Source organism: Sulfitobacter geojensis (assembly GCF_000622325.1).
GTDB lineage: Bacteria > Pseudomonadota > Alphaproteobacteria > Rhodobacterales > Rhodobacteraceae > Sulfitobacter > Sulfitobacter geojensis.
This window is the reverse complement of sequence record NZ_JASE01000005.1, coordinates 2,585,105-2,606,124: the sequence shown is the minus strand read 5'-3', so window position 1 is coordinate 2,606,124 and position 21,020 is coordinate 2,585,105. Positions and strand designations below refer to the sequence as shown.

At 59.3% G+C, this 21,020-nt stretch carries 24 protein-coding genes; 10 read left to right on the top strand and 14 right to left on the bottom strand.

Features of this window, described 5'->3' with window-relative positions:
* Positions 1 to 29 precede the first annotated feature (29 nt).
* The 6 genes from Z947_RS0114740 (at position 30) to Z947_RS0114715 (ending at position 5,293) form a co-directional block, all read left to right on the top strand.
* The gene (locus tag Z947_RS0114740) at positions 30 to 809 is read left to right on the top strand and encodes an SDR family oxidoreductase (protein ID WP_025045058.1); all 780 of its coding nucleotides are present in this window, start codon (positions 30 to 32) and stop codon (positions 807 to 809) included.
* Between the two features lie 5 nt (positions 810 to 814).
* Entirely contained in the window at positions 815 to 1,966 is a 1,152-nt protein-coding gene (locus Z947_RS0114735) for a hypothetical protein (protein WP_025045057.1), read from the top strand.
* Between the two features lie 91 nt (positions 1,967 to 2,057).
* Complete coding sequence (locus tag Z947_RS0114730; protein ID WP_025045056.1) at positions 2,058 to 3,416, top strand: SLC5/6 family protein; 1,359 nt, start codon at positions 2,058 to 2,060, stop codon at positions 3,414 to 3,416.
* Positions 3,417 to 3,450: 34 nt separating this feature from the next.
* Positions 3,451 to 4,557 carry an ABC transporter ATP-binding protein gene (locus tag Z947_RS0114725; RefSeq protein WP_037938959.1) on the top strand — a complete coding sequence of 369 codons (1,107 nt, stop codon included), beginning with the start codon at positions 3,451 to 3,453 and terminating at the stop codon, positions 4,555 to 4,557.
* Positions 4,558 to 4,569: 12 nt separating this feature from the next.
* Entirely contained in the window at positions 4,570 to 4,932 is a 363-nt protein-coding gene (locus tag Z947_RS0114720) for a Lin0512 family protein (protein ID WP_025045054.1), read from the top strand.
* Positions 4,925 to 5,293 carry a Lin0512 family protein gene (locus Z947_RS0114715; RefSeq protein WP_240477537.1) on the top strand — a complete coding sequence of 123 codons (369 nt, stop codon included), beginning with the start codon at positions 4,925 to 4,927 and terminating at the stop codon, positions 5,291 to 5,293. Before Z947_RS0114720 ends, Z947_RS0114715 begins: the two co-directional genes overlap by 8 nt.
* On the opposite strand, the gene Z947_RS0114710 is transcribed toward Z947_RS0114715, so the two are convergent.
* Entirely contained in the window at positions 5,290 to 5,955 is a 666-nt protein-coding gene (locus Z947_RS0114710) for a helix-turn-helix transcriptional regulator (RefSeq protein WP_025045052.1), read from the bottom strand. The genes Z947_RS0114715 and Z947_RS0114710 overlap by 4 nt on opposite strands.
* Before the next feature lies 1 nt (position 5,956).
* Positions 5,957 to 6,307, bottom strand: coding sequence for a hypothetical protein (locus Z947_RS0114705; RefSeq protein WP_025045051.1), 351 nt, complete (start codon positions 6,305 to 6,307; stop codon positions 5,957 to 5,959).
* A gap of 223 nt (positions 6,308 to 6,530) precedes the next feature.
* On the opposite strand from Z947_RS0114705, the gene tatA reads away from it, so the two are divergent.
* Genes tatA through Z947_RS0114685 form a run of 4 tightly spaced genes read left to right on the top strand, consistent with a single transcriptional unit; the run spans position 6,531 to position 8,968 of the window.
* The gene (gene tatA, locus Z947_RS0114700; protein WP_025045050.1) at positions 6,531 to 6,752 is read left to right on the top strand and encodes a twin-arginine translocase TatA/TatE family subunit; all 222 of its coding nucleotides are present in this window, start codon (positions 6,531 to 6,533) and stop codon (positions 6,750 to 6,752) included.
* A gap of 3 nt (positions 6,753 to 6,755) precedes the next feature.
* Positions 6,756 to 7,214 carry a Sec-independent protein translocase protein TatB gene (gene tatB / locus Z947_RS0114695; RefSeq protein ID WP_025045049.1) on the top strand — a complete coding sequence of 153 codons (459 nt, stop codon included), beginning with the start codon at positions 6,756 to 6,758 and terminating at the stop codon, positions 7,212 to 7,214.
* Between the two features lie 3 nt (positions 7,215 to 7,217).
* A complete protein-coding gene (gene tatC, locus Z947_RS0114690) occupies positions 7,218 to 8,096 on the top strand; it encodes a twin-arginine translocase subunit TatC (protein WP_025045048.1) in 879 nt (292 codons plus the stop codon).
* A gap of 23 nt (positions 8,097 to 8,119) precedes the next feature.
* Positions 8,120 to 8,968, top strand: a complete 849-nt coding sequence (locus Z947_RS0114685) for an ATP-binding protein (RefSeq protein ID WP_025045047.1) — start codon at positions 8,120 to 8,122, stop codon at positions 8,966 to 8,968.
* Positions 8,969 to 8,993: 25 nt separating this feature from the next.
* Here the strand turns inward: Z947_RS0114685 and Z947_RS0114680 are convergent, their stop codons facing one another.
* The 12 genes from Z947_RS0114680 to alr all read right to left on the bottom strand — a co-directional run bounded on the left by Z947_RS0114680 (position 8,994) and on the right by alr (position 21,008).
* Entirely contained in the window at positions 8,994 to 10,028 is a 1,035-nt protein-coding gene (locus Z947_RS0114680) for a Hint domain-containing protein (RefSeq protein WP_025045046.1), read from the bottom strand.
* 153 nt (positions 10,029 to 10,181) lie between these two features.
* Complete coding sequence (locus Z947_RS0114675) at positions 10,182 to 11,408, bottom strand: peptidoglycan DD-metalloendopeptidase family protein (protein ID WP_025045045.1); 1,227 nt, start codon at positions 11,406 to 11,408, stop codon at positions 10,182 to 10,184.
* 61 nt (positions 11,409 to 11,469) lie between these two features.
* A complete protein-coding gene (locus Z947_RS0114670; RefSeq protein WP_025045044.1) occupies positions 11,470 to 12,132 on the bottom strand; it encodes a protein-L-isoaspartate(D-aspartate) O-methyltransferase in 663 nt (220 codons plus the stop codon).
* A complete protein-coding gene (surE, locus tag Z947_RS0114665) occupies positions 12,129 to 12,914 on the bottom strand; it encodes a 5'/3'-nucleotidase SurE (protein ID WP_025045043.1) in 786 nt (261 codons plus the stop codon). Before surE ends, Z947_RS0114670 begins: the two co-directional genes overlap by 4 nt.
* Positions 12,915 to 12,983: 69 nt before the next feature.
* Positions 12,984 to 13,619 carry an SDR family NAD(P)-dependent oxidoreductase gene (locus Z947_RS0114660; RefSeq protein ID WP_025045042.1) on the bottom strand — a complete coding sequence of 212 codons (636 nt, stop codon included), beginning with the start codon at positions 13,617 to 13,619 and terminating at the stop codon, positions 12,984 to 12,986.
* Positions 13,620 to 13,656: 37 nt separating this feature from the next.
* Positions 13,657 to 15,141 carry an amidophosphoribosyltransferase gene (gene purF, locus Z947_RS0114655; protein ID WP_025045041.1) on the bottom strand — a complete coding sequence of 495 codons (1,485 nt, stop codon included), beginning with the start codon at positions 15,139 to 15,141 and terminating at the stop codon, positions 13,657 to 13,659.
* Positions 15,142 to 15,301: 160 nt separating this feature from the next.
* Positions 15,302 to 16,432: a PAS domain-containing sensor histidine kinase gene (locus tag Z947_RS0114650; RefSeq protein ID WP_025045040.1), complete on the bottom strand. Its 1,131-nt coding sequence runs from the start codon at positions 16,430 to 16,432 to the stop codon at positions 15,302 to 15,304.
* Between the two features lie 104 nt (positions 16,433 to 16,536).
* The gene (locus Z947_RS0114645) at positions 16,537 to 17,091 is read right to left on the bottom strand and encodes a CvpA family protein (RefSeq protein ID WP_025045039.1); all 555 of its coding nucleotides are present in this window, start codon (positions 17,089 to 17,091) and stop codon (positions 16,537 to 16,539) included.
* A gap of 30 nt (positions 17,092 to 17,121) precedes the next feature.
* Positions 17,122 to 18,489: a DNA repair protein RadA gene (radA, locus tag Z947_RS0114640; RefSeq protein ID WP_025045038.1), complete on the bottom strand. Its 1,368-nt coding sequence runs from the start codon at positions 18,487 to 18,489 to the stop codon at positions 17,122 to 17,124.
* Between the two features lie 108 nt (positions 18,490 to 18,597).
* On the bottom strand, positions 18,598 to 19,380 hold the full coding sequence (locus Z947_RS0114635; protein ID WP_037938955.1) for a hypothetical protein: 783 nt from the start codon (positions 19,378 to 19,380) through the stop codon (positions 18,598 to 18,600).
* A gap of 114 nt (positions 19,381 to 19,494) precedes the next feature.
* Complete coding sequence (locus tag Z947_RS0114630; RefSeq protein WP_025045036.1) at positions 19,495 to 19,977, bottom strand: paraquat-inducible protein A; 483 nt, start codon at positions 19,975 to 19,977, stop codon at positions 19,495 to 19,497.
* A complete protein-coding gene (gene alr, locus Z947_RS0114625) occupies positions 19,974 to 21,008 on the bottom strand; it encodes an alanine racemase (protein ID WP_025045035.1) in 1,035 nt (344 codons plus the stop codon). The genes Z947_RS0114630 and alr overlap by 4 nt, the downstream gene beginning before the upstream one ends.
* Positions 21,009 to 21,020: the final 12 nt, after the last annotated feature.

Below are 21,020 nucleotides of genomic sequence, written 5' to 3'. Positions count from 1 at the left end.
TGTGGAAATCATAACGGAGGAATCGCGAAATGGATTTAGGGATCAAAGGCAAAACCGCACTGGTATGTGCATCATCCAAAGGGCTGGGGCTGGGCTGTGCCGAAGCGCTGGCAGAGGCTGGTGTCAATCTGGTGATGAACGCCCGCGGCGCAGAGGCGCTTGAGGCGTCAGCCGAGCGCTTGCGCAGCACCTATGGTGTAAACGTCACAACGGTAGCGGCGGATGTCGCGACCGACGAAGGTCAGGCCGCGGTGATCGCGGCAGCGGCGGATGTGGATATTCTGGTCAACAATGCGGGCGGCCCCCCTCCGGGCATGTGGTCCGACTGGGACCGCGAAGATTTCATCAAGGCATTGGACGCCAATATGCTGGCCCCGATTGCCCTGATCAAAGCGTTGGTGCCTGGCATGATGGACCGTGGCTGGGGCCGCGTCGTAAACATCACGTCGCAATCCGTGCGCGCGCCGATTGGCGTGCTGGGCCTGAGCAATTCGGCTCGCACCGGTTTGACCGGCTATGTCGCGGGCACCTCGCGTCAGGTTGCGGGATCCGGTGTCACAATCAACAACCTGTTGCCGGGTATTCACGCCACGGACCGCGCTGATGCGTTGGACGGGGCGGTGGTTAAATCGCGCAACATCTCGCTTGAGGATGCGCGTAGTGAACGCGCCGCAACCATTCCGGCGGGCCGTTACGGCACCCGTCAGGAATTCGGCGCGGCCTGTGCCTTCCTCTGTTCGACCCACGCGGGGTTCATCGTGGGGCAAAACCTGTTGCTGGATGGCGGTGCAACCAACATCACGATGTAATCGGGATGGCTGGGAATGCAGGCGAGAATACGACCGAAAAATTCTCGCTAAAGGACCATCTGTTCAATGCCGACTCTATCGGTGATCTGGCAGCAGAAATTGCTGCCGGATTGCCGGATTTTGATGCCGCGCGCTTTCAGGCCGACGTGTTGTCGGGCTTTGGCGAACGCGAGTTGATGGAGCGTCTGGAATGGATGGCCGACTGCCTTGAAAGTCAGCTGGCACCGGATTTCCCGACAATGGCAGACCAGTTGCAGGCCGCGATGCCCGCGCCCCTTGATCCGGCCTTGCGCGATGATGATTTCGGCCGTTTCATCCATGCTTTGCCGGGTATTCTGGCGGTGCGTCACGGGCTTGAGACCCACCGCGATCGCGCACTTGATCTGCTTTATGAAGCGACCAAGCGCTTTTCGATGGAGTTCTATATCCGTCCCTTCCTGAACCGTTGGCCCGAGGAAACCTTGGGCCGTCTGGACAGTTGGGCGCGCGACGATAACTACCACGTGCGCCGTCTGGTATCCGAGGGCACACGTCCGCGCCTGCCTTGGGCCAAGTCGGTCACGCTTGAGACCGCCCAGCGGGTGCCATTTCTGGAACATCTGCACGCGGATGATACGCGCTATGTCACGCGATCCGTTGCGAACCATTTGAATGATATCGCGAAAACAGAGCCTGATGTGGTGATCGGACTGCTACAGGATTGGGCGCGCGCGGGCCGGCAAGATGCAAAAGAACTGGCGTGGATGACTCGCCACGCGCTGCGGGTTCTGGTGAAACAAGGGCACGCAGGGGCGTTAGCGCTGTTAGGTTATCGCGGTGATGTGCCGGTACGCGCTGCGCTGACACTGGGGGCTGATCGCTATGCCATTGGCGAGCGGGTGGCGATCAGCTGTGAGTTGTCAGCAGATCAGGACCTGCCGGTGATGGTGGATTACCGTATCCGCTTTGCGCGGGGCGGGGGCAAAACGGCCGAGAAGGTGTTCAAACTCAAGGTGGCAGAGATCAAAGCAGGCCGACCGCTGAGCCTGTCAAAGGCCCACTTCCTCAAGGGCGAGGCCACGACTTTTACACTTTATCCGGGGCCGCATGAGGTGGTTTTACAGGTCAACGGACAGGATCTGGCCCGCGCGACATTCGACTTGACCGCCTCGAGCTGATCACATTTGCGGGACCAGGGCGATCATCAGTGGTCGCTTTGCCCGTTGACGGCTAAAGCTGGGCGGTCACCCGTTATCACAAGGCAAGCCCATGCAAACCACTGTTCTTATTGTACTCTTCGCCGCAATTTTGCTGGCCAGTCTGTTGGCCGCGCCAAGACGCGCGTCGGTTGACGGTTTTTTCGGTGGGCTTGGCGTCAGGGGCCGTGCACCGGGCCTGTGGGTTCTGGTGCTGTCACAGGTCACCACGTGGATTTTTGCACGCTCGCTTATGAACGCCGCCATTCTGGGGTATTATTACGGGATCGCGGGCACCCTGGCCTATGCGGCCTATTACGGATCTTTCCTGAGCGGCGGTTTCATCGTGGCGCGCCTGCGGGCGGGCGGGGCGCGGTCGATGCAGGACTGGCTAGCGGCGCGGTTCGGGCCGGTTGGCACGGGCTGTTACAATCTGGTGATCGCGCTGCGGCTTTTGTCCGAGGTGTTTGCCAATCTGCTGGTAGTCGGGCTGATCTTTAATGCCGTGCTGGCGGGCAGCGGCACAGGGGCGATCCTGATCGTTGCAGCACTTGGACTGGCCTATTCCGCATGGGGGGGCTTGTCGGCTGCGTTGCGTACGGATGTTGTGCAAATGCTGGTGTTCCTTGTGGTCTTTGGTTTGGCCTTCATGGCCTTGATCACCAGCCCCGGTTTCGATCTGGGGGCGGTAGTGACCGCCTCTGGCGCGTCGGGCGCCTATAACGGCTGGGTTCTCTTGGTGGTCGCCGCGTTGCAGGTGTTTTCCTATCCCGCCCATGATCCGGTGATGATGGATCGCGGATTTATCGCCGATGAGGTCACCACCAAAGCGTCGTTCCTGCATGCTTTCTGGATCTCGACCCTGTGCATCATCGGTTTCGGGTTTTTCGGCATTCAGGCCAGCCTGACCGGTGCCGCCTATGAGGGCGAGCTGATCGGGACATGGGCCGCAATGTTCCCGCCTTGGGTCTTTGTTGCTCTCATGGTGTCGCTTCTGGTGTCTGCGCTCAGCACGCTGGATTCGGCGCTTGCCTCTGCGGCGCGGCTGGTGGTCGAGGAGCTGCGCCTTGCGCCGCGCACATTGACTGGCGGGCGGGTTGTGATGCTGGGTTTCATGGTCGCCGGCACGGCGCTGACCCTTTGGGGCAATGCGACGCTGTTTGATGCGGTTGCGGTCACTGGCACAGCGTCCATGTTCCTGACGCCGGTTTTGATTGTCGGGCTGGTGATGCGGCGCGAGGTGGCGCTATGGGGCTATCTGGTGGCCTTTGGTGCGGCAGCCTTGGGTGCATTTGCGTATTTCGCGCGCAGCTGGGAGATGTTTGCGGCCGTACTGCCCGAGGGGCACAAATACGAACAGCTGCTGGTGATTTGTCTGGTCGTTTTGGGCGTCGGGTTTGCAGGGGTGCTTGCGGCGATGCGGCGGGGCTGATAGCAGTTTTTCCGAGTAATTCTATCGGATATCCATGATCTTATCTCCTGAAATGGCCGAGCCGTCGCTTGTGCCGCGCCTTGAAATCAAGGACCTGCGCCGCTCCTTTGCGGGGCGCACCGTTGTCGACGGCGTGTCCTTGCAAATCATGCCGGGGCAGGTGACCTGCTTGTTGGGCCCGTCGGGCTGCGGCAAATCGACGACCTTGCGGATGATCGCAGGCGTTGAAATGCAAGACAGCGGCACGATCCATGTGGATGGCAAGCTGATTTGTGACACGGTGTTCCGCATTCCGCCCGAACGCCGCGAAATCGGTCTGATGTTTCAGGACTTTGCCCTGTTTCCGCATCTGTCGGTGGCGGATAACGTCGCCTTCGGGCTGCAAGGCACCAAGGCCGAAAAACGCGCGCGTGTCGAGGAATTGCTGGCACGGGTAGATCTTTTGCGGTTCATCGACGGTTATCCGCACCAGCTGTCGGGGGGCGAACAACAGCGCGTCGCGCTGGCCCGTGCGCTGGCCCCGAAGCCGCGGATCATGTTGATGGATGAACCGTTTTCGGGGCTGGACAACCGGCTGCGCGACGGCATCCGCGACGAGACCCTGAGCATCCTGAAAGAAGAAGATACCGCCGTTTTGCTGGTCACCCATGAACCGGATGAAGCCATGCGCATGGCGGATGAGATCGCATTGATGCGCGATGGCAGGATCGTGCAGCAGGGTGCGCCCTACAACGTCTATACCCGCCCCCTCGACCGCGCGGCGGTTGCGTTTTTCTCGGATGCGAATGTGGTTGAGGCAACGGTTGACGGGGCGCTGGCACAGACGGCCTTCGGGCGGTTTCTGGCCCCCGGCGTTGCGGACGGCACGCGGGTACAAATCGTGTTCCGCCCCCAACATGTGCGCATCGATTTCGACCGCGCCGGCAAGGGGCCTAACCCGACCGCCAAGGAAGGCACGCCCGCGCGCGCCGTGGTCAGCCGCGCGCGGTTTATGGGGTCGGAAAGTCTGGTCGAGTTTGTGATGGATCATGATGGATCGACCCTGCGGGCGACGGTGCCAAACGTGTTTTTGCCGCAACCGGGTGCGGTGATGTGGCTGACGATCCCGCGTGACCGGTGTTTTGTATTTCCGTTTGATTGAGAGGAGAACGTGATGGCCGAAACGTTACTGGTGGAATTCGGGATGGGATCGTCGCTGCGGCGCGGCGATTACACCCAAGCGGCCGAACGCGCGGTGCGCGACGCGCTGTGGCACAATTCGATCAATCTGGCGGAACTGTTCGGATTTGATAAAAGTGCGATGCGGATCACGCTGGATGTGGGGGTGCAACAGCCGGATCGTGTGGATGTCGAGGTGTTGAAAGCAGTGTTTCCTTACGGGAATGTGACGGTGAATGTCTCGAAAGGCGGGTTGGATGTCGCGCGACCTGTGGAGCAGGAAGGCGGCGGGCATCCCACCGTGATGGCCAATGTCGCGCTGTCTGTGGGCTTTGATATGGAGCGCGCAAATGGGTGATTTGACAAACATGCACCGCGTCATCATCGAAATGGGTATGGGCAACGACCTGCACGGGATGGATTACACCAAGGCGGCGGGCCGGGCGATTGACGACGCGCTGCGCCACTCATCTCTGCCGCTTTTCGCCGTGACGGGCGTTGCGCATGAAGAGATGCAGGTGCAGGTGACAATCGGTGTGCAGGAACCGGACAAACTGGATCTGGCGGCGCTGACGGCAAAACTGCCCCGTGGCAAGGCCGAGGTACGCGCCGTGCAGGGCGGGCTGAACGTGCCGGCGGGGGGCGAAACGATTGTAGTCGCGCAGGCGTCGGTCGAGGCGTTTCTGCCGCTGCAATCCGGCTGGCAACTGAAAGCTTAAGGCACGTAATCTGCCAATGTCTTGCCCGGTTCATCGACAAAGAGGTCGGGCAGGGCTTCGGCGCTTTCGATCAGATCAAGGCGGAAGACGCGGAACCCGTTTCGTAATTCGCACCACGACGTCAGGGTCCAGACGCGGCCCCAGTATTCCATATGCAGCGGACGGATCACGCGGCTGGTGACGGCATTTTCGCGTGAGGTATAGGTCAGGCGGACCTTTTGGCGGGCTTTGATCGCGGAGCGCAGCAGCGGCATATGCGTGAGGTTGCGGGTCGGATCGGCAAAAGGGTAGACGGCGAATTTCCAGGCCTCTGCCTCCGCGATGGTTTGTGCGGGCAGCACCGCGTCAATCTTGTCTGCCAGTGTTTCAGCAGCAGTTTTCAACGCGTCATCCGCGGCTTGCCCCACGATCGCCAGCCCGAGGTTCAGTGCTTCCAACTCGGATGCGGTGAGGGTCAAGGGCGGCAGGCTGATGGCTTGGGTGATCATATAGCCCACGCCGCGCTCGCCCTCGATCGGCACACCCGACGCGCTTAGCGTGTCCATGTCGCGGTAGATGGTGCGGGTCGATACCTCCAGCCGTTCGGCAATGTCCTGCGCGCGGTAGAGTTTACCGTCGCGCAGGATCTGGATGATGTCAAAAAGTCGATCTGTGCGGCGCATGTTACTCCTGTTGATAGGCAATCGGCGCATGGCGCATAGAGACATGTGCGGGGTCAATCATCTGCATCATCGGGGCGGCAAGGGGATCGGCCATCATCGCCTCTGCGGTGGATGTGGCCGCCGCCATTGTGGTCCATGTGATATGATCGGTCCACGTTCCCGCATCATCGCAAGACAGGGTGCGGCTCAGGACGGTGCCGCTGGCCTTGAGCATTGGTTCAATCGCGCGGGCCGCAGTGATGAACGCAGCCGGATCGGTACCTTCGATCAGACGGAACGTCACGATTTCGGCGACGGTCGCGATTGTGGCGCCTGTGGTGTTGGGGGCGGTGGTGATTTGGGTCTGGGACATGAGAATCTCCTTTGGTCATGTGTGAGACCCGTCTAGGGGATGCCAACTGACATAAACCTGTCAGTTGGATGCGGCAAGGGTGGATTATTTTTGTGCAGGCAAGTGAAACAAGCCTGCGAAATGCCTTTGCCGCTTTGCCTTGAGCGGTGCGCTGCGTAAAACAGGGACTGAATTGACAGATCGGGTGCGGCGAAACTGTGCGCACCGTTATGGGAGAAACGACATGTTGAATAATATTGGTTTGCCGGGCCTTTTGCTGATCGCGGTTGTGGTCTTGGTGCTGTTCGGGCGCGGCAAGATTTCCAGCCTGATGGGCGAAGTCGGCAAAGGCATCACCAGCTTTAAAAAGGGCATCAACGAAGGCGAAAAAGAACTGGCCGACGATACCAACACCGTCGAGACCGAAGTTGTCGCCGAAAACGATACGACCAAAGACAAGGTTTAATCCATGTTCGATCTGGGCTGGACCGAACTGCTGGTCATCGGGATCGTGGCGCTGATTGTGGTCGGCCCCAAGGATCTGCCGATCCTGTTTCGCAAGGTCGGGCAGTTTGTGGGCAAGGCCAAGGGAATGGCGCGCGAGTTCTCTTCTGCGATGAACGATGCGGCGGATGACAGCGGCATGCGCGAAATGTCCACATCGATCAATAAATCGCTCAAGGCGGCGACCAATCCGGTGGGCACGGCGATGGACGGGGTGAAAACCGCGGCCAAATCCCTGACCGATCTCGACCCTGAAAGCGAAACCGGCAAGCTGTCGGCGGAACGTGCGGCGAACGCCAAGAAAATTCAGGCAGCAGGTGCGCGGGCAGCGGCCGAACGCAAACAGCGCGAGGCGGCCGAAGCGATGGCCAAAGCCGAAGAGCTTGAGGCAGCAGCAACGCCCCCTGCGGCGGAAAAAGAGTAATACATGAGCGCGACAGACGATATTGACGACAGCGCAGCGCCGCTGATCGAGCATCTGGCAGAGCTGCGCACGCGGCTGATCCATTCGGTGATTGCCTTTATCATCGGGATGATCATCTGTTTCACGGTCTGGAACCCGATTTTCAACTTTCTGACCAATCCTTTGTGTTCGGCCATGGCCGAGCGGGGGCAGGAAGATTGCGGGCTGATCCTGATCAAGCTGCAAGAAGGTTTTTTCGTCGCCATCTCGATCTCGCTTTTGGGCGGGCTGGTCTTGGGCTTTCCCTACATCAGCTATCAGATGTGGCGGTTTGTGGCACCGGGCCTCTACAAGAACGAAAAGGGCGCGTTCCTGCCGTTCCTGATTGCCTCTCCGATCATGTTCTTTATCGGCGCGTCGTTTGCGTTTTACGTGGTGACCCCGCTGGCGTTTGATTTCTTTCTCGGGTTCCAACAGGGATCACTGACCGGTGACGGGTCCGAAGCGGTGGCAAACGGTGTGGCCGGCATCGCGTTTCAGGGGTCGGCACAGGAATATCTGAGCCTGACCATCAAGTTTATCGTGGCCTTTGGCCTGTGTTTCCAACTGCCTGTGCTGTTGACCCTGATGGGCAAGGCAGGTCTGGTCAGCGCCGAGGGTCTGGGCAATGTGCGCAAATATGCGGTTGTGGCCATTCTGGTGCTGGCGGCATTGGTGACGCCACCGGACGTGATCACACAGGTGATCCTGTTTGTGGTGGTGTACGGGCTTTATGAACTATCCATCCAGCTTGTGAAACGGGTCGAGAAAAAGCGCGAAGCCAAGCTGCGGGCAGAAGGTTTTTATGACGAAGACGAAGACCTGCTGGCCGAGTTTGACGACGAAGAAGACGATCTGAAGTAAGGGGCGGATCTATGCCAAACACGATGATAGATGACCCCATGGACCGGATTGCCGAAGCGCTTGAGCGGATGGCACCGGCCCCTTTGGCGGCCCCTGACTTTGACGCGGCCACGGCTTTTGTCTGGCACACGGAACCGGACCGTCTGGAGCCTGTGGCAAAGGTCAGCCGTGTGGATCTGCCCTTGCTGTTGGGCGTGGACCGCGCACGCGATACCTTGTTGCAGAACACACGTCAGTTTGCCGCTGGTTTGCCTGCCAATAACGCACTCCTCTGGGGTGCGCGCGGAATGGGGAAATCCAGCCTTGTCAAGGCAATACACGGCGATGTTGCGGCAACACATGAAGCGCTGCGGATCGTTGAGTTACAGCGCGAGGACCTGCCGTCGGTGGGGCGTTTGCTGAACCTTCTGCGCGGTGCGTCGCAGCGGTTTATCCTGTTCTGTGATGATCTGAGCTTCGGCAATGACGACGCGCATTACAAATCGCTCAAGGCGGTGCTGGATGGCGGGATCGAAGGACGTCCCGAGAATGTCGTGCTTTATGCTACGTCGAACCGGCGTCATCTGATGCCGCGCGACATGATTGAAAACGAACGTGGATCAGCGATCAATCCGGCTGAGGCGGTTGAAGAAAAAGTGTCTTTGTCAGACCGCTTCGGGCTTTGGTTGGGGTTCCATCCCTGCGATCAGGAACAGTATCTGGCAATGATCCGGGGCTATTGCGATGCCCATGGGGTGCAGATTGATGACGCGACATTGCGCGCCGAAGCCATCGAATGGCAGGCAACACGCGGGTCGCGCTCGGGCCGCGTGGCATGGCAGTATTTTGTCGATCTTGCGGGCCGAAAGGGCGTGACGCTGACGACATCCTAGGGACGGGTACCGCGGCCTTTCACGTTCAGGCGTGATGCGGCAGGCAGGCGGCTTCGAATGCGCGAATGCAGGGGGCCGCTTTAGGACCGTAGTTGCTGATGTCCGGGACGATTTCGATGATCTCGTCGCGGGCGGCCTCGTTTACAGTCTGCAGGGTCATATCACCGGGATACAGGCTTTCGCTCCAGATCGCTTCGGAGCAGACCAGTTGATGGGCCTCGAACAGGATGTGGTAGTAAGTCACCATGCCACCGGTCTTACGATACACACCATCATGGCCCAGCAGGTCAATCGCACGTACCAGCACCTCGTCCTGACCGAAGAACAGGTCGGCGCGCCAATCATCCAGCAAGATCGCGTGCTGGGGAGAGACAACCAGATCACGATCATTGCCCAACGTGCCTTTGGTGATGACGATGGGGGCAAGGTCACCCGTCGCAGGTACAGTGGTCCGCCCGATCCACGTAACGGGTTGGAGGCCCCCGTCACGGGTTTGCACAAGATCTCCCGCTTGCAGATCCTGCACTTGCACCCGACCGTTTTCGGCAGCAATCAGGGTGCCCTGTGCAAAGCAAACGACACTGCCGCCAAGTTCCGCATGGGAGATGTAATCGTCGTTGTCGACAATGCCACCGATGCTCAGATTGGTGTCGGCGGGAGGCATGCCGTCAGGGAAAATCAGGTAAAACCCGTCTTCGCCGGCGTCTGTCAGGTCATTGTCATTGTTAAGATCGACGTCGATGACGGTCACGCGCCATGTCGACGCGCCGTCGGTGACGGTAAAGGTGTAATCATAGATGATCTGGCGATCGACGCCGTCGATTTCTGCCGTCTGTTGCCACGCGCCACCGATGCGTTCATTGGCGCTGACAACTTCGTTGTTCGGGTCGCCGTTAAAAACACTGGCACCGGTGTTTTCATCAACCACGAAATAGGTGTCAGGCCCAGTATAGCTCCATGTGCCGCCGGAGGGGGGGCCATAGGCATAGTCGTGCGCCGCCCCGTTTACGGTGCTCTGGGTGCCGAAAATCGTATTTGTGTAGCCGAAATGTTCGGGCATCGTTCAATCCAATCGCGTCAAAAGCGTTGGATTGTTTCTATTTGCGCAACTGGGCGGAAGCGGGGCATTGCCGTGCAGTTTGAGGCAAACTCGCGGCAATTTAGAGGTAATTTATCCTTAAACCGCCCCGCGACGGGGCGGTCGCTGACCTGATCAGTTCAGGAAAGGGGCCGGATCAACCGAGTCGAACCCCTGGCGGACTTCAAAATGCACATAGGCGTCGTCGCCACTGCGCAGTTTGGCAATCTGCTGGCCCCGACCAACGCTGTCGCCTTTGGCGACAGTGACATCCGTGACGTTTGCATAGACCGTCAACAGGTTGCCAACATGGCGCACGACCACAATCGGAATGCCATCGGCGCTTTTGGTGATGGCAGCAACAGTACCACTGTCCGCGGCTTTGACAGGCGTGCCAGCGGCGGCCTTGATGTTGATGCCCTCGTTGCGGCCCTTGGCATAGCCACGGATGATGCTGCCTGTGACAGGGGTGGTCATCTTGGTCGCTTTTGCAGGTTTTGTGGTTTTGCCAATGTCTGCCACCGGTTTGGTCGGAGCGCTCGCGGCTGGGGCCGGCGAAGGTTTTGCGGTGTCATCCTGCGGCAGAGGTTTCGCAGCCGACGGTGGTGTGGGCGTCGGTGTACCGGTGCCCGGTGCGGTCGTCGGCGCAGCACTTGGGGCGGGGGTCGCTTTGCGCGCTGGCGGATTTTGCTTGGCGACAGGGATCAACAGGAACTGACCCTCGCGCACGGCAAAATCTGCCCCGAGCCCGTTCCACTCGGACAGCGCCTTGACCGGCACGTTGTAGAGGCGCGCCACGGTGTAAGCGGTTTCGCCCCGTTCGACCTTGTGGCGCACGGGTTCCTGACCGGTTTGCGCCTGCGGTGCGGAGGTCGCGGGGGGCAGCGCGGCGGTCTGCACGCCGGGTGTCGCAGGCGCACGTTCGATGGCACCGCCGGCCAAAGCATTAATGTCAACAGGCTGGATCGGACCGCTGGCTGCCGCACCGGTTGCGGGGGAGGGCTCGGCCACGCGGGCGGGCAGGGCGATGATTTCGTCCTTGCGCAGCCGGTCGTCGACATTAATGCCGTTAAAGCGGGCAAGGGTTGCCGGATCCGCGTTCACGCGTTTGGCCACATCGGCCAGCGTGTCACCGCGACGGGCAACAGCGACCTGATAATTGGGATAGGAAATCACGCCACGATCATCTGGACGGGGCCGGTTGGCCAAGGGGCCGGTGGCCGCGTCGGCGGTCGAAAAGCCGCCACCAATTCCGCGCAGATCGAAATCCAGCGGCTGATCACCGCAAGCGGTCAGTAGGGTGGCACTGGCCGTCGCCAGCAAGCTCAGCCGTACCTTACGGCGCATATGGGAAGGGCGCATCTGCTTGTCCTCTTAACACTCGGTCCTCCGTGTTTCCGGAGGTTTCCATTACATTACTCTATTAACCGTCTTTGCCCAAGCCCTCGAGCAATGGAACAAAGCGCACGGAACGCATTTCGTCATATTCAAGCCCATCTGCGGTTTTTCGCACACGGATGAGGTGTTGCACGGCGTCCGATTGCCCCACAGGCAGAACCATGATGCCGCCCACTTTAAGCTGTGCGAGCAGGGGGCCCGGCGGATCTTCGGCAGCAGCGGTGACAATGATCCGGTCAAAGGGGGCCTGTTCGGCCAGCCCGAAACTGCCATCGGCGGTGATGGCGGTGATGTTGACCAGATCAAGGTCCTGAAAAATTGCGCGCGCTTCATGCACCAGACGGCGGTGCCGGTCGATGGTATAGACACGCCGCGCCAGCTTGCTGAGGATCGCGGCCTGATAGCCGGAACCGGTGCCGATTTCGAGCACCTTGTCGCGCGGGCTGATTTCCAGCGCTTGCGTCATCAATCCCACCACCGACGGCTGGCTGATCGTCTGGCCACAGGCGATGGGCAGGGGCATGTCCTCATAGGCGCGTTGCGAAAACAGCCCCTTGATAAAGGGGCCACGGTCCACGCTTTCCATCGCCTCGAGCACACGGTTGTCCGTCACCCCCTTGGAGCGCAGCGCATATAGAAACTGCATTTTGCGCTCGGCGACGGAATGGGCTTCGTCTTCGTCAGTCATGAATTGATGCCTGCAAGGCTGTCCATCATGTTATGGGCGGTCAGATCTGCCCGCATCGGCGTGACAGAGACATATCCCTCAAGGTTATAAGCCGCATCCGAGCCTGCGGCAGTTTTGACCTGTTGGTCGCCCCCCTTGATCCATGAGAACCGCCGGCCGGAGGGTGCTGTATGCGGTTCGGTACCGAAGACCACGCCGGGTCGCCGCCCTTGGGTGGCAAGGCGCGTGCCTTTGACATCTTTGGCAGCGACGGGTGGGAAATTCACATTGTAAAACAGCGGGTAATCAACATCTTCGTCCGGCGTGTTGCGCAAGATACGGCGCAGAACGGCGGCCCCGTGTTTCAACGCTGCCTCGAAGGGATCCTCCAGTTCGCGGTTGTCCGGGCCGAAATATTGCGACAGGGCAATCGCGGGCAAGCCTTGCAGCGCGGCTTCCATCGCGCCGCCAATAGTGCCGGAATAAAGCGTGTTTTCCGCCGAATTATTCCCGCGGTTCACGCCGGAAAGTACCAGATCTGGCGGACAGTCTTTCATCACGTCATGCACCGCGACCAGCACACAATCGGCGGGCGATCCTTCGGCGGCATAGCGGCGTTCGCCCAGTTGCGTCATCATTGTGGGGTGCACATAGTTGATGCAATGGCCAACGCCGGATTGCTCGAACGCCGGCGCGACTGTCCAGACTTCGCCCTTGGGACCGGCCAGATCGGTCGCGATGGCGTGCAGCGTTTCAAGCCCGGGTGCCGTGATCCCGTCGTCATTGGTGATGAGAATGCGCATGTTTTGCCCCTTTTGGCCTTGATAGGTGAGGGGGCAGAGCGCGGCAAGCACGGGCTTGGCGTCAAAGGGTCAAAGTTGCGCCAAAACCGCAGCAGCTTGGGTGTGAATGTCGCTCAGGCCCTCGCGCGGCTCTCCGGGAAAAAATCGTGCACGGGTCGCGGTGGGCATGGGGTCGGGTGTCAGGATACTGATTTTAGGGCCGATGTTGGTGGTTTCAGCAGCCCATGCACGGGCGAGCGCGATCTGCGCGGATTTCGTCGCTGCATAGGCGCCGAAGAATTTGTGACCCTCGCGCGGGTCGTCGAAAAACACCGCTTGGCCGGTTTGTCCCAGCAGGGGGGCCACATAGGTGATCAGCGTCGATGTGGCGGTGACATTGCCAGCAACGGATTTTGCCATGTCCTTGGCGTCGATATGATCCGCAGGGGCAAGGGGGGCTGCGTGAATGGCGCAGTGCAGCCACAGATCGAGGCTGCCCCAACGGTCGTGAATACCGCGACAGAGCACCGCCATGGCATCGGCATTGGTCACATCCATCGGGGCCAGCGTCGCGGCACCGCCCTTGGCCTGAATGCGATCATCCAGTTCCTCAAGCGCGCCGGTTGTGCGCCCGACGGCGATAACGTGATGGGTGGAGGCCAGCGCCTCGGCAAGGGCTGCGCCCAACCCGCGCGAAGCGCCGGTGATCAATGCGGTTTTGGTCATGAGGTCTGCTTGTGTCTGATGGTTGCTCGGCGGCAGATTACTCTGCCGCCGGTTTCATTTCAAAACCCTGATCCATCTGGTCGGCAGGGGTGACGGGATATTCGCCGGAGAAACAGGCATCACAATACTGCGGACATTTCTTGTTGCGCCCTTCGGCCTCGCCGACAGCACGATAAAGGCCGTCCAGAGAAATGAACTTGAGGCTGTCCACGTTCAGATGATCGCGCATTTCCTCTTCGGACATGGTGGCGGCGAGCAGCTTGTCGCGTTGCGGTGTGTCCACGCCATAAAAACACGGCCATGCCGTAGGCGGTGAAGCGATGCGGAAATGCACCTCCTTGGCACCGGCGTCCAGAATCATTTCCTTGATCTTGCGGCTGGTGGTGCCGCGCACGACGCTGTCGTCGACCAGAATGACCCGCTTGCCCTTGATCAGCGCCCGATTGACGTTGAGCTTCAGACGTACACCCATGTTGCGGATCTGTTCCGTGGGTTCGATAAAGGTCCGGCCCATATACTGGTTTCGAATGATGCCCATCGCATAGGGAATGCCGGATTCCAGCGAGAACCCGATGGCCGCCGGTGTGCCGGAATCAGGCACGGGGCAGACCAGATCAGCGTCGACGGGGCTTTCCTTGGCCAGTTCACGGCCAATTGCCTCGCGGGTTTCATAAACGGAGCGACCGCCCAGAATACTGTCAGGGCGGCTGAAATAGACATGTTCAAAGATACAGAACCGTGGTTCCTGACGGCGGAAAGGGAAATGGGATTCAATGCCCTTGGGCGTGATCACCACCATTTCGCCGGGTTCGATTTCGCGCACGAATTCGGCACCGATGATGTCAAGCGCACAGGTTTCCGAGCTGAGCGCCCAGCCGTCGCCGACCTTGCCCAGAACCAGCGGGCGCACGCCCAATGGGTCGCGCACACCGATCAGCTTGGTGCGGGTCATGGCGACAACGGAAAACGCCCCTTCGACACGGCGCAAGGCATCTTCCATGCGCTCTGGGATGGTGCGTTGCAGCGAACGGGCCATCAGGTGGATGATGCATTCGCTGTCGCTGGAGGACTGGAAAATGCTGCCGCGCTCGATCAGCTCGCGGCGCAGGGAATTTGCGTTGGTAATGTTGCCGTTGTGGGCAATCGCCGCGCCCCCCATAGCGAATTCGCCAAAAAACGGCTGAACGTCACGGATCGCTGTTGGCCCTTTTGAGCCGGAGGTGGAGTAGCGCACATGGCCGATGGCCAATTCACCGGGCAAGGTCTCCATCACCTTTTGAGAGGTGAAATTATCGCGCACATAGCCAAATCGGCGGGCGGATTGAAAACCTGCTTCGGGATCATGACTGACGATACCGCCTGCTTCCTGACCGCGATGTTGCAAGGCATGCAGGCCAAGCGCGACAAAATTGGAGGCATCAGCCACACCAACCACGCCAAAAACGCCGCATTCTTCTTTGAGCTTATCCTCGTCCCCGGCATCGCGCAGGTAGGACGTATCAAAGGGATGGGCGGGGGGCATGATTTTGCGGGAAATTTTGGGCACGGGTGGGGCAGCTCCGAATCCAGTTGGGGATGGAACTCTATGTAGGAGGATTAATGCGCAGTGTCACCCCGAAGCGGGGCATATGGATCGATTGTTTTTAATTGTCTGATTTTGGCAAAACGCAATGGCACTTTTGTCAGGCGCTGTGGCGGTGCCCGCTATTTCCAGTGCGGGGCTGTTCCGCCCCGGGTCGCGCCTGGTCGTCGGCCTTCAGCGACCCGCCCACGTATCGGCCAGGCAAGGTAAACCTGACGATTGCCCCGGTGCCATTGGGCAGGTTTTGCGCCACCAACGTGCCGCCACGGGCGGAAATAAGCCGCTTGACTGCAAACAAGCCATACCCGCTTTCGGCGCGAAAGCGGCTGTGGTTCATGACACTTAGGGCATCGGAAGAGAACCCGTTGCCGTCGTCGGTCAACACTACTTCGATCATGCCAGCCGGCCCTTCGCGCACATCAATCCTGATGTTAAGCCGTGCGCGGTTGCCATGTTTCAACGTATTTTCGATCATATTGCACAGGGCGATTTGCAGCACAGTGCGATCAGCACGAAGCGTTGCCGAAGCAGTTGTAACGTTATGTAGTTTGTTCGGATCAAGCGTGTCACAAATATCAAAGCAAAGGGCAGGGAAACTAAATACGGTTTCGGTATTGCCGACCGCGGCGATTTCGACATGCTGCAAGACATCGGTCACCAAATTCATGGTTTTAGCCGCGATCTTGTTCAGCGCGTCCAACAATTCGAGATTGCTGGCGGTCCGGTCTGTGATGTCTTCGCGCAGCAGGTCCGCGATCGCTGAGATTTGGCGCATCGGTGCGCGTAAGTCATGGGCGGCCAACGCTACAAACTGTTCCATTTCAGCCGCCAGCGTGTCGAATTGAACTTTCGCTTCCACAGCGTTTCTCTCTACCGACAGGTCAGTGGAACAGCCTACCAACCGTGTTACTTTGCCGGTTTCATCAATGTCCGGGTATAGGGTCGTGCGAATATTACGGGTGATCCCGCCGACCGGCAGGTCAAGTTGATAGGACATTGCAATGCCCGTATCGCGCGCTGCGCAGTGGTGCGCATAGGCCGTTCGCCCGTATGCTTGGGCGTAGACCTCTTGCGCGGTCTTGCCTAGATAATCCGACAGGGGACGCCCGGACTTTTTAAGCCCGTATTTGTTAAAGGCGGCGTACACAGGTGCGCCGTCCTTGTTAAACTCAAGAACGAAAACGGGCGCTGCGACCAGGTCGAATTCGCTATATGGGTGCTGGGAAGTCACAAAGGCTCCTTGTCGGTGACCTGACTTCTAGTTCAGCTTAGTTAACGAGATGTTACCGGTGGCGCTTGATTTTTGTGCAAAAGGGCATTTCTACCCCTGCGGCCTTACTCGCCGCAGGCACCCACAAGTGCTTCGTAACGGGTGGTGATCCAGCCAAGCGCGGCCTCGGGGTTCTGTTCTTCGATCTGGCCGGTAAAGCGCGAGAACACCACGGCAGAACGGCTTTCATCCACGATGGTGAATTGCTGTCCGGTAATCACGGTTTCATAGACGAAAAAGGCAATGGCGACGAGCAGAATGCCGCGCGCCACACCAAAAATGAACCCCAGCCCCTGATCCAGCCCGCCAAAAACAGAGCGCTGTACAAGCGATGAAAACAAGGGTGTGAACAGTGACACCACGATCAGCGCGATGGCAAAAACCACAGCAAAGGCCCCGATGATCGACAATTCGCAGCTGTCCGCCAGAAACTCACCGATGACAGGGATCTCGCGCACCAGCGGCTCGACGCGCGGGGCAAACAGGAAGGCAAGGATCGCCGCGGCAATCCAGCCGACAATCGCCATGCCTTCGCGCACAAGGCCACGCCCGTAGGCCAGCAGGGCGGAAAGGATGATGACAAGCGCCACCACGCCGTCAATAATCGTAAAACCTTCCATCGTCGTCCTGCCCTTTACCCGAGTGGCGCGTTAACCCGCACCGAAAATTTCACCAACAAAGCCGGTCAGATCGCTCATTGTATTCAGCGATATGCCGGATGCGGCTGCGGTTTTGCCACCTGCAGGCGCGATAGCGCTGGTAAAACCAAGTTTTTGCGCTTCTTTCAACCTATTTTCGGTCTGGGTGGCCGGTCTTAGGGCTCCAGACAGGCTGATTTCACCAAAAACAACGGTCTCTGCGGGCAGGGCGGTGTCTTCGCGCGCACTTAACAGGGCCGCGGCAACGGCCAGATCGGCAGCGGGTTCAGAGATTTTCATGCCGCCCGCCACGTTGAGATAAACGTCAAGCCCGGCGAAAGGGATGCCGCAGCGCGCTTCGAGCACGGCGAGGATCATTGCAAGGCGGCCCGAATCCCAGCCGACAACCGTGCGCCGTGCTTGGGAATGCGGTGAGGGGGCCACGAGGGCCTGTAGTTCGACAAGCACAGGGCGCGTGCCTTCGATGCCGGCAAATACCACTGATCCGGCAGCGGGCTGGCCGCGTTCGGACAAGAACAGCGCGGAGGGGTTGGTCACTTCGGCCAGCCCCTTACCGGTCATTTCAAACACGCCGATTTCATCTGCAGGGCCGAAACGGTTCTTCACGCTGCGCAGGATGCGGAACTGATGGCCGCGCTCGCCTTCGAAATAGAGCACGGTGTCGACCATATGTTCGACAACCCGCGGCCCCGCGATGGCGCCTTCCTTGGTGACGTGACCAACAAGGATCACCGAGGTGCCGGTGCGCTTTGCAAAAGCGGTCAATTCGTGGCTCGCCGCGCGGACTTGCGACACCGAGCCGGGGGCGGATTCGACGTTATCGGCCCACATGGTCTGGATCGAATCGATGATCGCCAGCTGTGGGCGCTCCTTGTCGAGCGTGGTCAGAATGTCGCGCAGGTTGGTTTCGGCGGCCAGTTGCACCGGCGCGTCCGACAGACCAAGTCGCTGGGCGCGCATGCGCACCTGTGCCGAGGCCTCTTCGCCCGAAACATAAATCGTTTTCAGACCGGCCTTTGCGAAATGCGCAGCCGCTTGCAGCAGCAATGTGGATTTCCCGATACCCGGATCCCCGCCGACAAGGATTGCCGACGCAGGAACAAGTCCGCCGCCCAACACGCGGTCAAGTTCAGTGATACCGGAGTGGCTGCGCGGGGGCGGGGCTTCTTCGGTGGAAAGATCGGTCAGCTGGACCGACGATCCCCGTCGTGCGCCCAGTGATTTGCTGGGCGGACCGGCGGAAATGCCTTTGTCTTCCTGAATGGTGTTCCAATCGCCACAGCCGTCACAACGGCCGGACCATTTGTTGAAACTGGCACCACAGGCGGTGCAGGAGAATGATTTTACGGGTTTTGCCATGCGCGTGTTGTGGCGCAGCAGACAGGGGGCGTCAAAGGGAAAAACGGGGCGCGCGGGGACGCTTTCTTTGAAAGAAAGCGGTCGGAAACTTTGAAAGTTTCCGCTCTCTTACTCTGCCGCCTTAGGCTGCATCCCGACGACGGTATTATCCAGCGCGGTTTGATCTGATTTCAGACGGCTTTCCAGCCCCAGCTCCGGCAGGATTTCCTGCATTTCGGCGCGCAACCTGTCCAGCTGCGCCACGGCGACGCTTTCCTCCAGTTCAACCTCATGCACCCAGTGTTTCAGGTCGGTGGTGATTGCTTTGGCCTGATCCAGACGGCTGTTGAACAAGGCAATCTCTTGCTGGCGCTCCTTCAGGAAACTGCGGGCGCGGGCGATTTTCTCATCCGAATAAACCTCTGCCAGTTCACGGCTTAGGTGGCTCATCTGGGCCGCAACTTCGAGCAGGGCGGGCTCGAGCGTGCTTAGATCGGGGTGGTCGCGCAGGTAGGCCAGCCGTTCGCGCACCGCATCAAATTCCGAGCTTAACCGGAAAGTTTCGGCGCGATCAGCGGCATGCACGGCAGCATATGCGCGGGCGACGTCCTCCATCCCGATGGAAAAGTTACGATGCGAATTTTCCAAAGTCATGATGCGCCGGTTGGACGGCAAAAAGAAACACAGGCCAACCGCCAATACGGTAAGACCGATCTGCGCATACATGCCGGCATTTTCGATGGTCTGGCCCTGATAGTTCAACGATATTTCGATCCATGACCAAATTCCAAAAGCGGCCATAACACTTGCCACGAGCAGCGCCAAAGCGCCAAGCGCAAAAACAGTCAGCGCAAGACGCTGCATGATAAACTGGATAAAATACGCAAGGGCGCGAACAGTAGACAAAGACATTCCCCCAGGAAGTATCTGTCGGCAAGTTTATGCCGAACGTCCAAACTATGCATGGAAAAAGTCGGAAAAGCGGCGCAAATCGGGAAAGTTCGCTACAAATACAACAGTTCTGCCTCAGGTTGTTTCCTGTTCGCGATCAATTGCTGAGGCGCGCAGCGATTGTTGCGTTTTCCAGCTGACCCAGAGCGAGGCAAGAATGCAGCCTGTGAAAAGATAAAGACCCCAAGCAACCTCGATCCGGCCCAGACCGATGCCTTTTGCTAAGGTGATATAGAGAGCGATTAAAAAGACATCTGCCATCGCCAGTTTGCCTAATATCTGCAAGACCGGCAGTACTTGGGGTTTCAGCAGATCGAAATGCACCAATGCCATGGCGATGGTTTTGAGGTAGGGCGCAAACAGGGCGAAAACAGTGACGACCAAGGCCAGAAAGATGTCCGAAGCCCAAAGCGATTGTATCCCCGTCAGGACCGAAATTTCGCTCAGCGAAAACAGCGGCAACACCCCCGCCCGCATCAAAGGGGCCCACCACGCCAGCGGGTAAAGCGCCAGCAGGCTGAGGTTCAGCGCGGCAAGGGCCCAGCCGCTCCACTTCACGTCAGATACACCCGATCATAGCGTGCACCCAGCGAGGTCAGGATTTCATAGCCGATGGTGCCAGCGAAACCCGCCACCGTATCGACAGACTGGTGCAGGCCGATCAGTTGCAAATGCTCTGGCACATCCGCCAAACGGCTGATGTCGACCGTGATCATATCCATCGACACGCGCCCGATAACCGGCACCGGCTGGCCGTCATAGGTAAGGGTTGCGCCGTCGCCCATCGCGCGGATCAGACCATCGGCATATCCGGCGGCAATCGTTGCCACGCGGGTTTCGGATTTGGCGACAAAGGCGTTGGCATAGCCGACGCTTTCCCCCGCCGTCACATCGCGGATCTGGATCACGGGAATGTCCAGACTAACCACCGGTGTGGCATCCACAAAAGGCAATCCGCCATACAGGCCCACGCCCGGGCGGGTGATATCGAAATGGTACTTTTCGCCCAGAAGGATCCCGCCCGTTGCAGACAAAGACCGTGGAATATCAACTCCCTGTGTCATCTCGTTAAAGCAGTCGAGCTGCATTTGGTTCATCACGTGATCGGGCGTATCCGCGCAGGCAAGATGCGACATGATCAGCACCGGCTTTTGGGCAATGGCAATGTCGCGCACGGCAGACCATTCGGCAGGTTCCATGCCCAACCGGTTCATGCCGGTGTCCAGCTGAATGCCAAAGGGATGGCCGGGTAGGGACTCTACATGGATCAGCAATTGATCAACGGAGTTGATCATCGGCGTCAGTGTTGCGGTGCGGATCATATCGGCATCCCCTGCCATATGGCCGGAAAAGACACAGATTTCGGGGCCGGACCCCAGAACACGGCGCAAGGCGACGCCTTCCTCGGCCGCTGCCACAAAGAACCGGCGCGCGCCGGCTTTGGCCAGTGCGGGGCCGACTTTGGTAATGCCCAACCCGTAGGCGTCGGCCTTGATCACAGCGGCGGTTTCGCTGGTGCTCAGCTTGTCGAGCGCCTGCCAGTTGGCAGTGATCGCAGGCAGGTCGATGGTCAGCGTGGCGGTGGTCATGGTGGCAAGTCC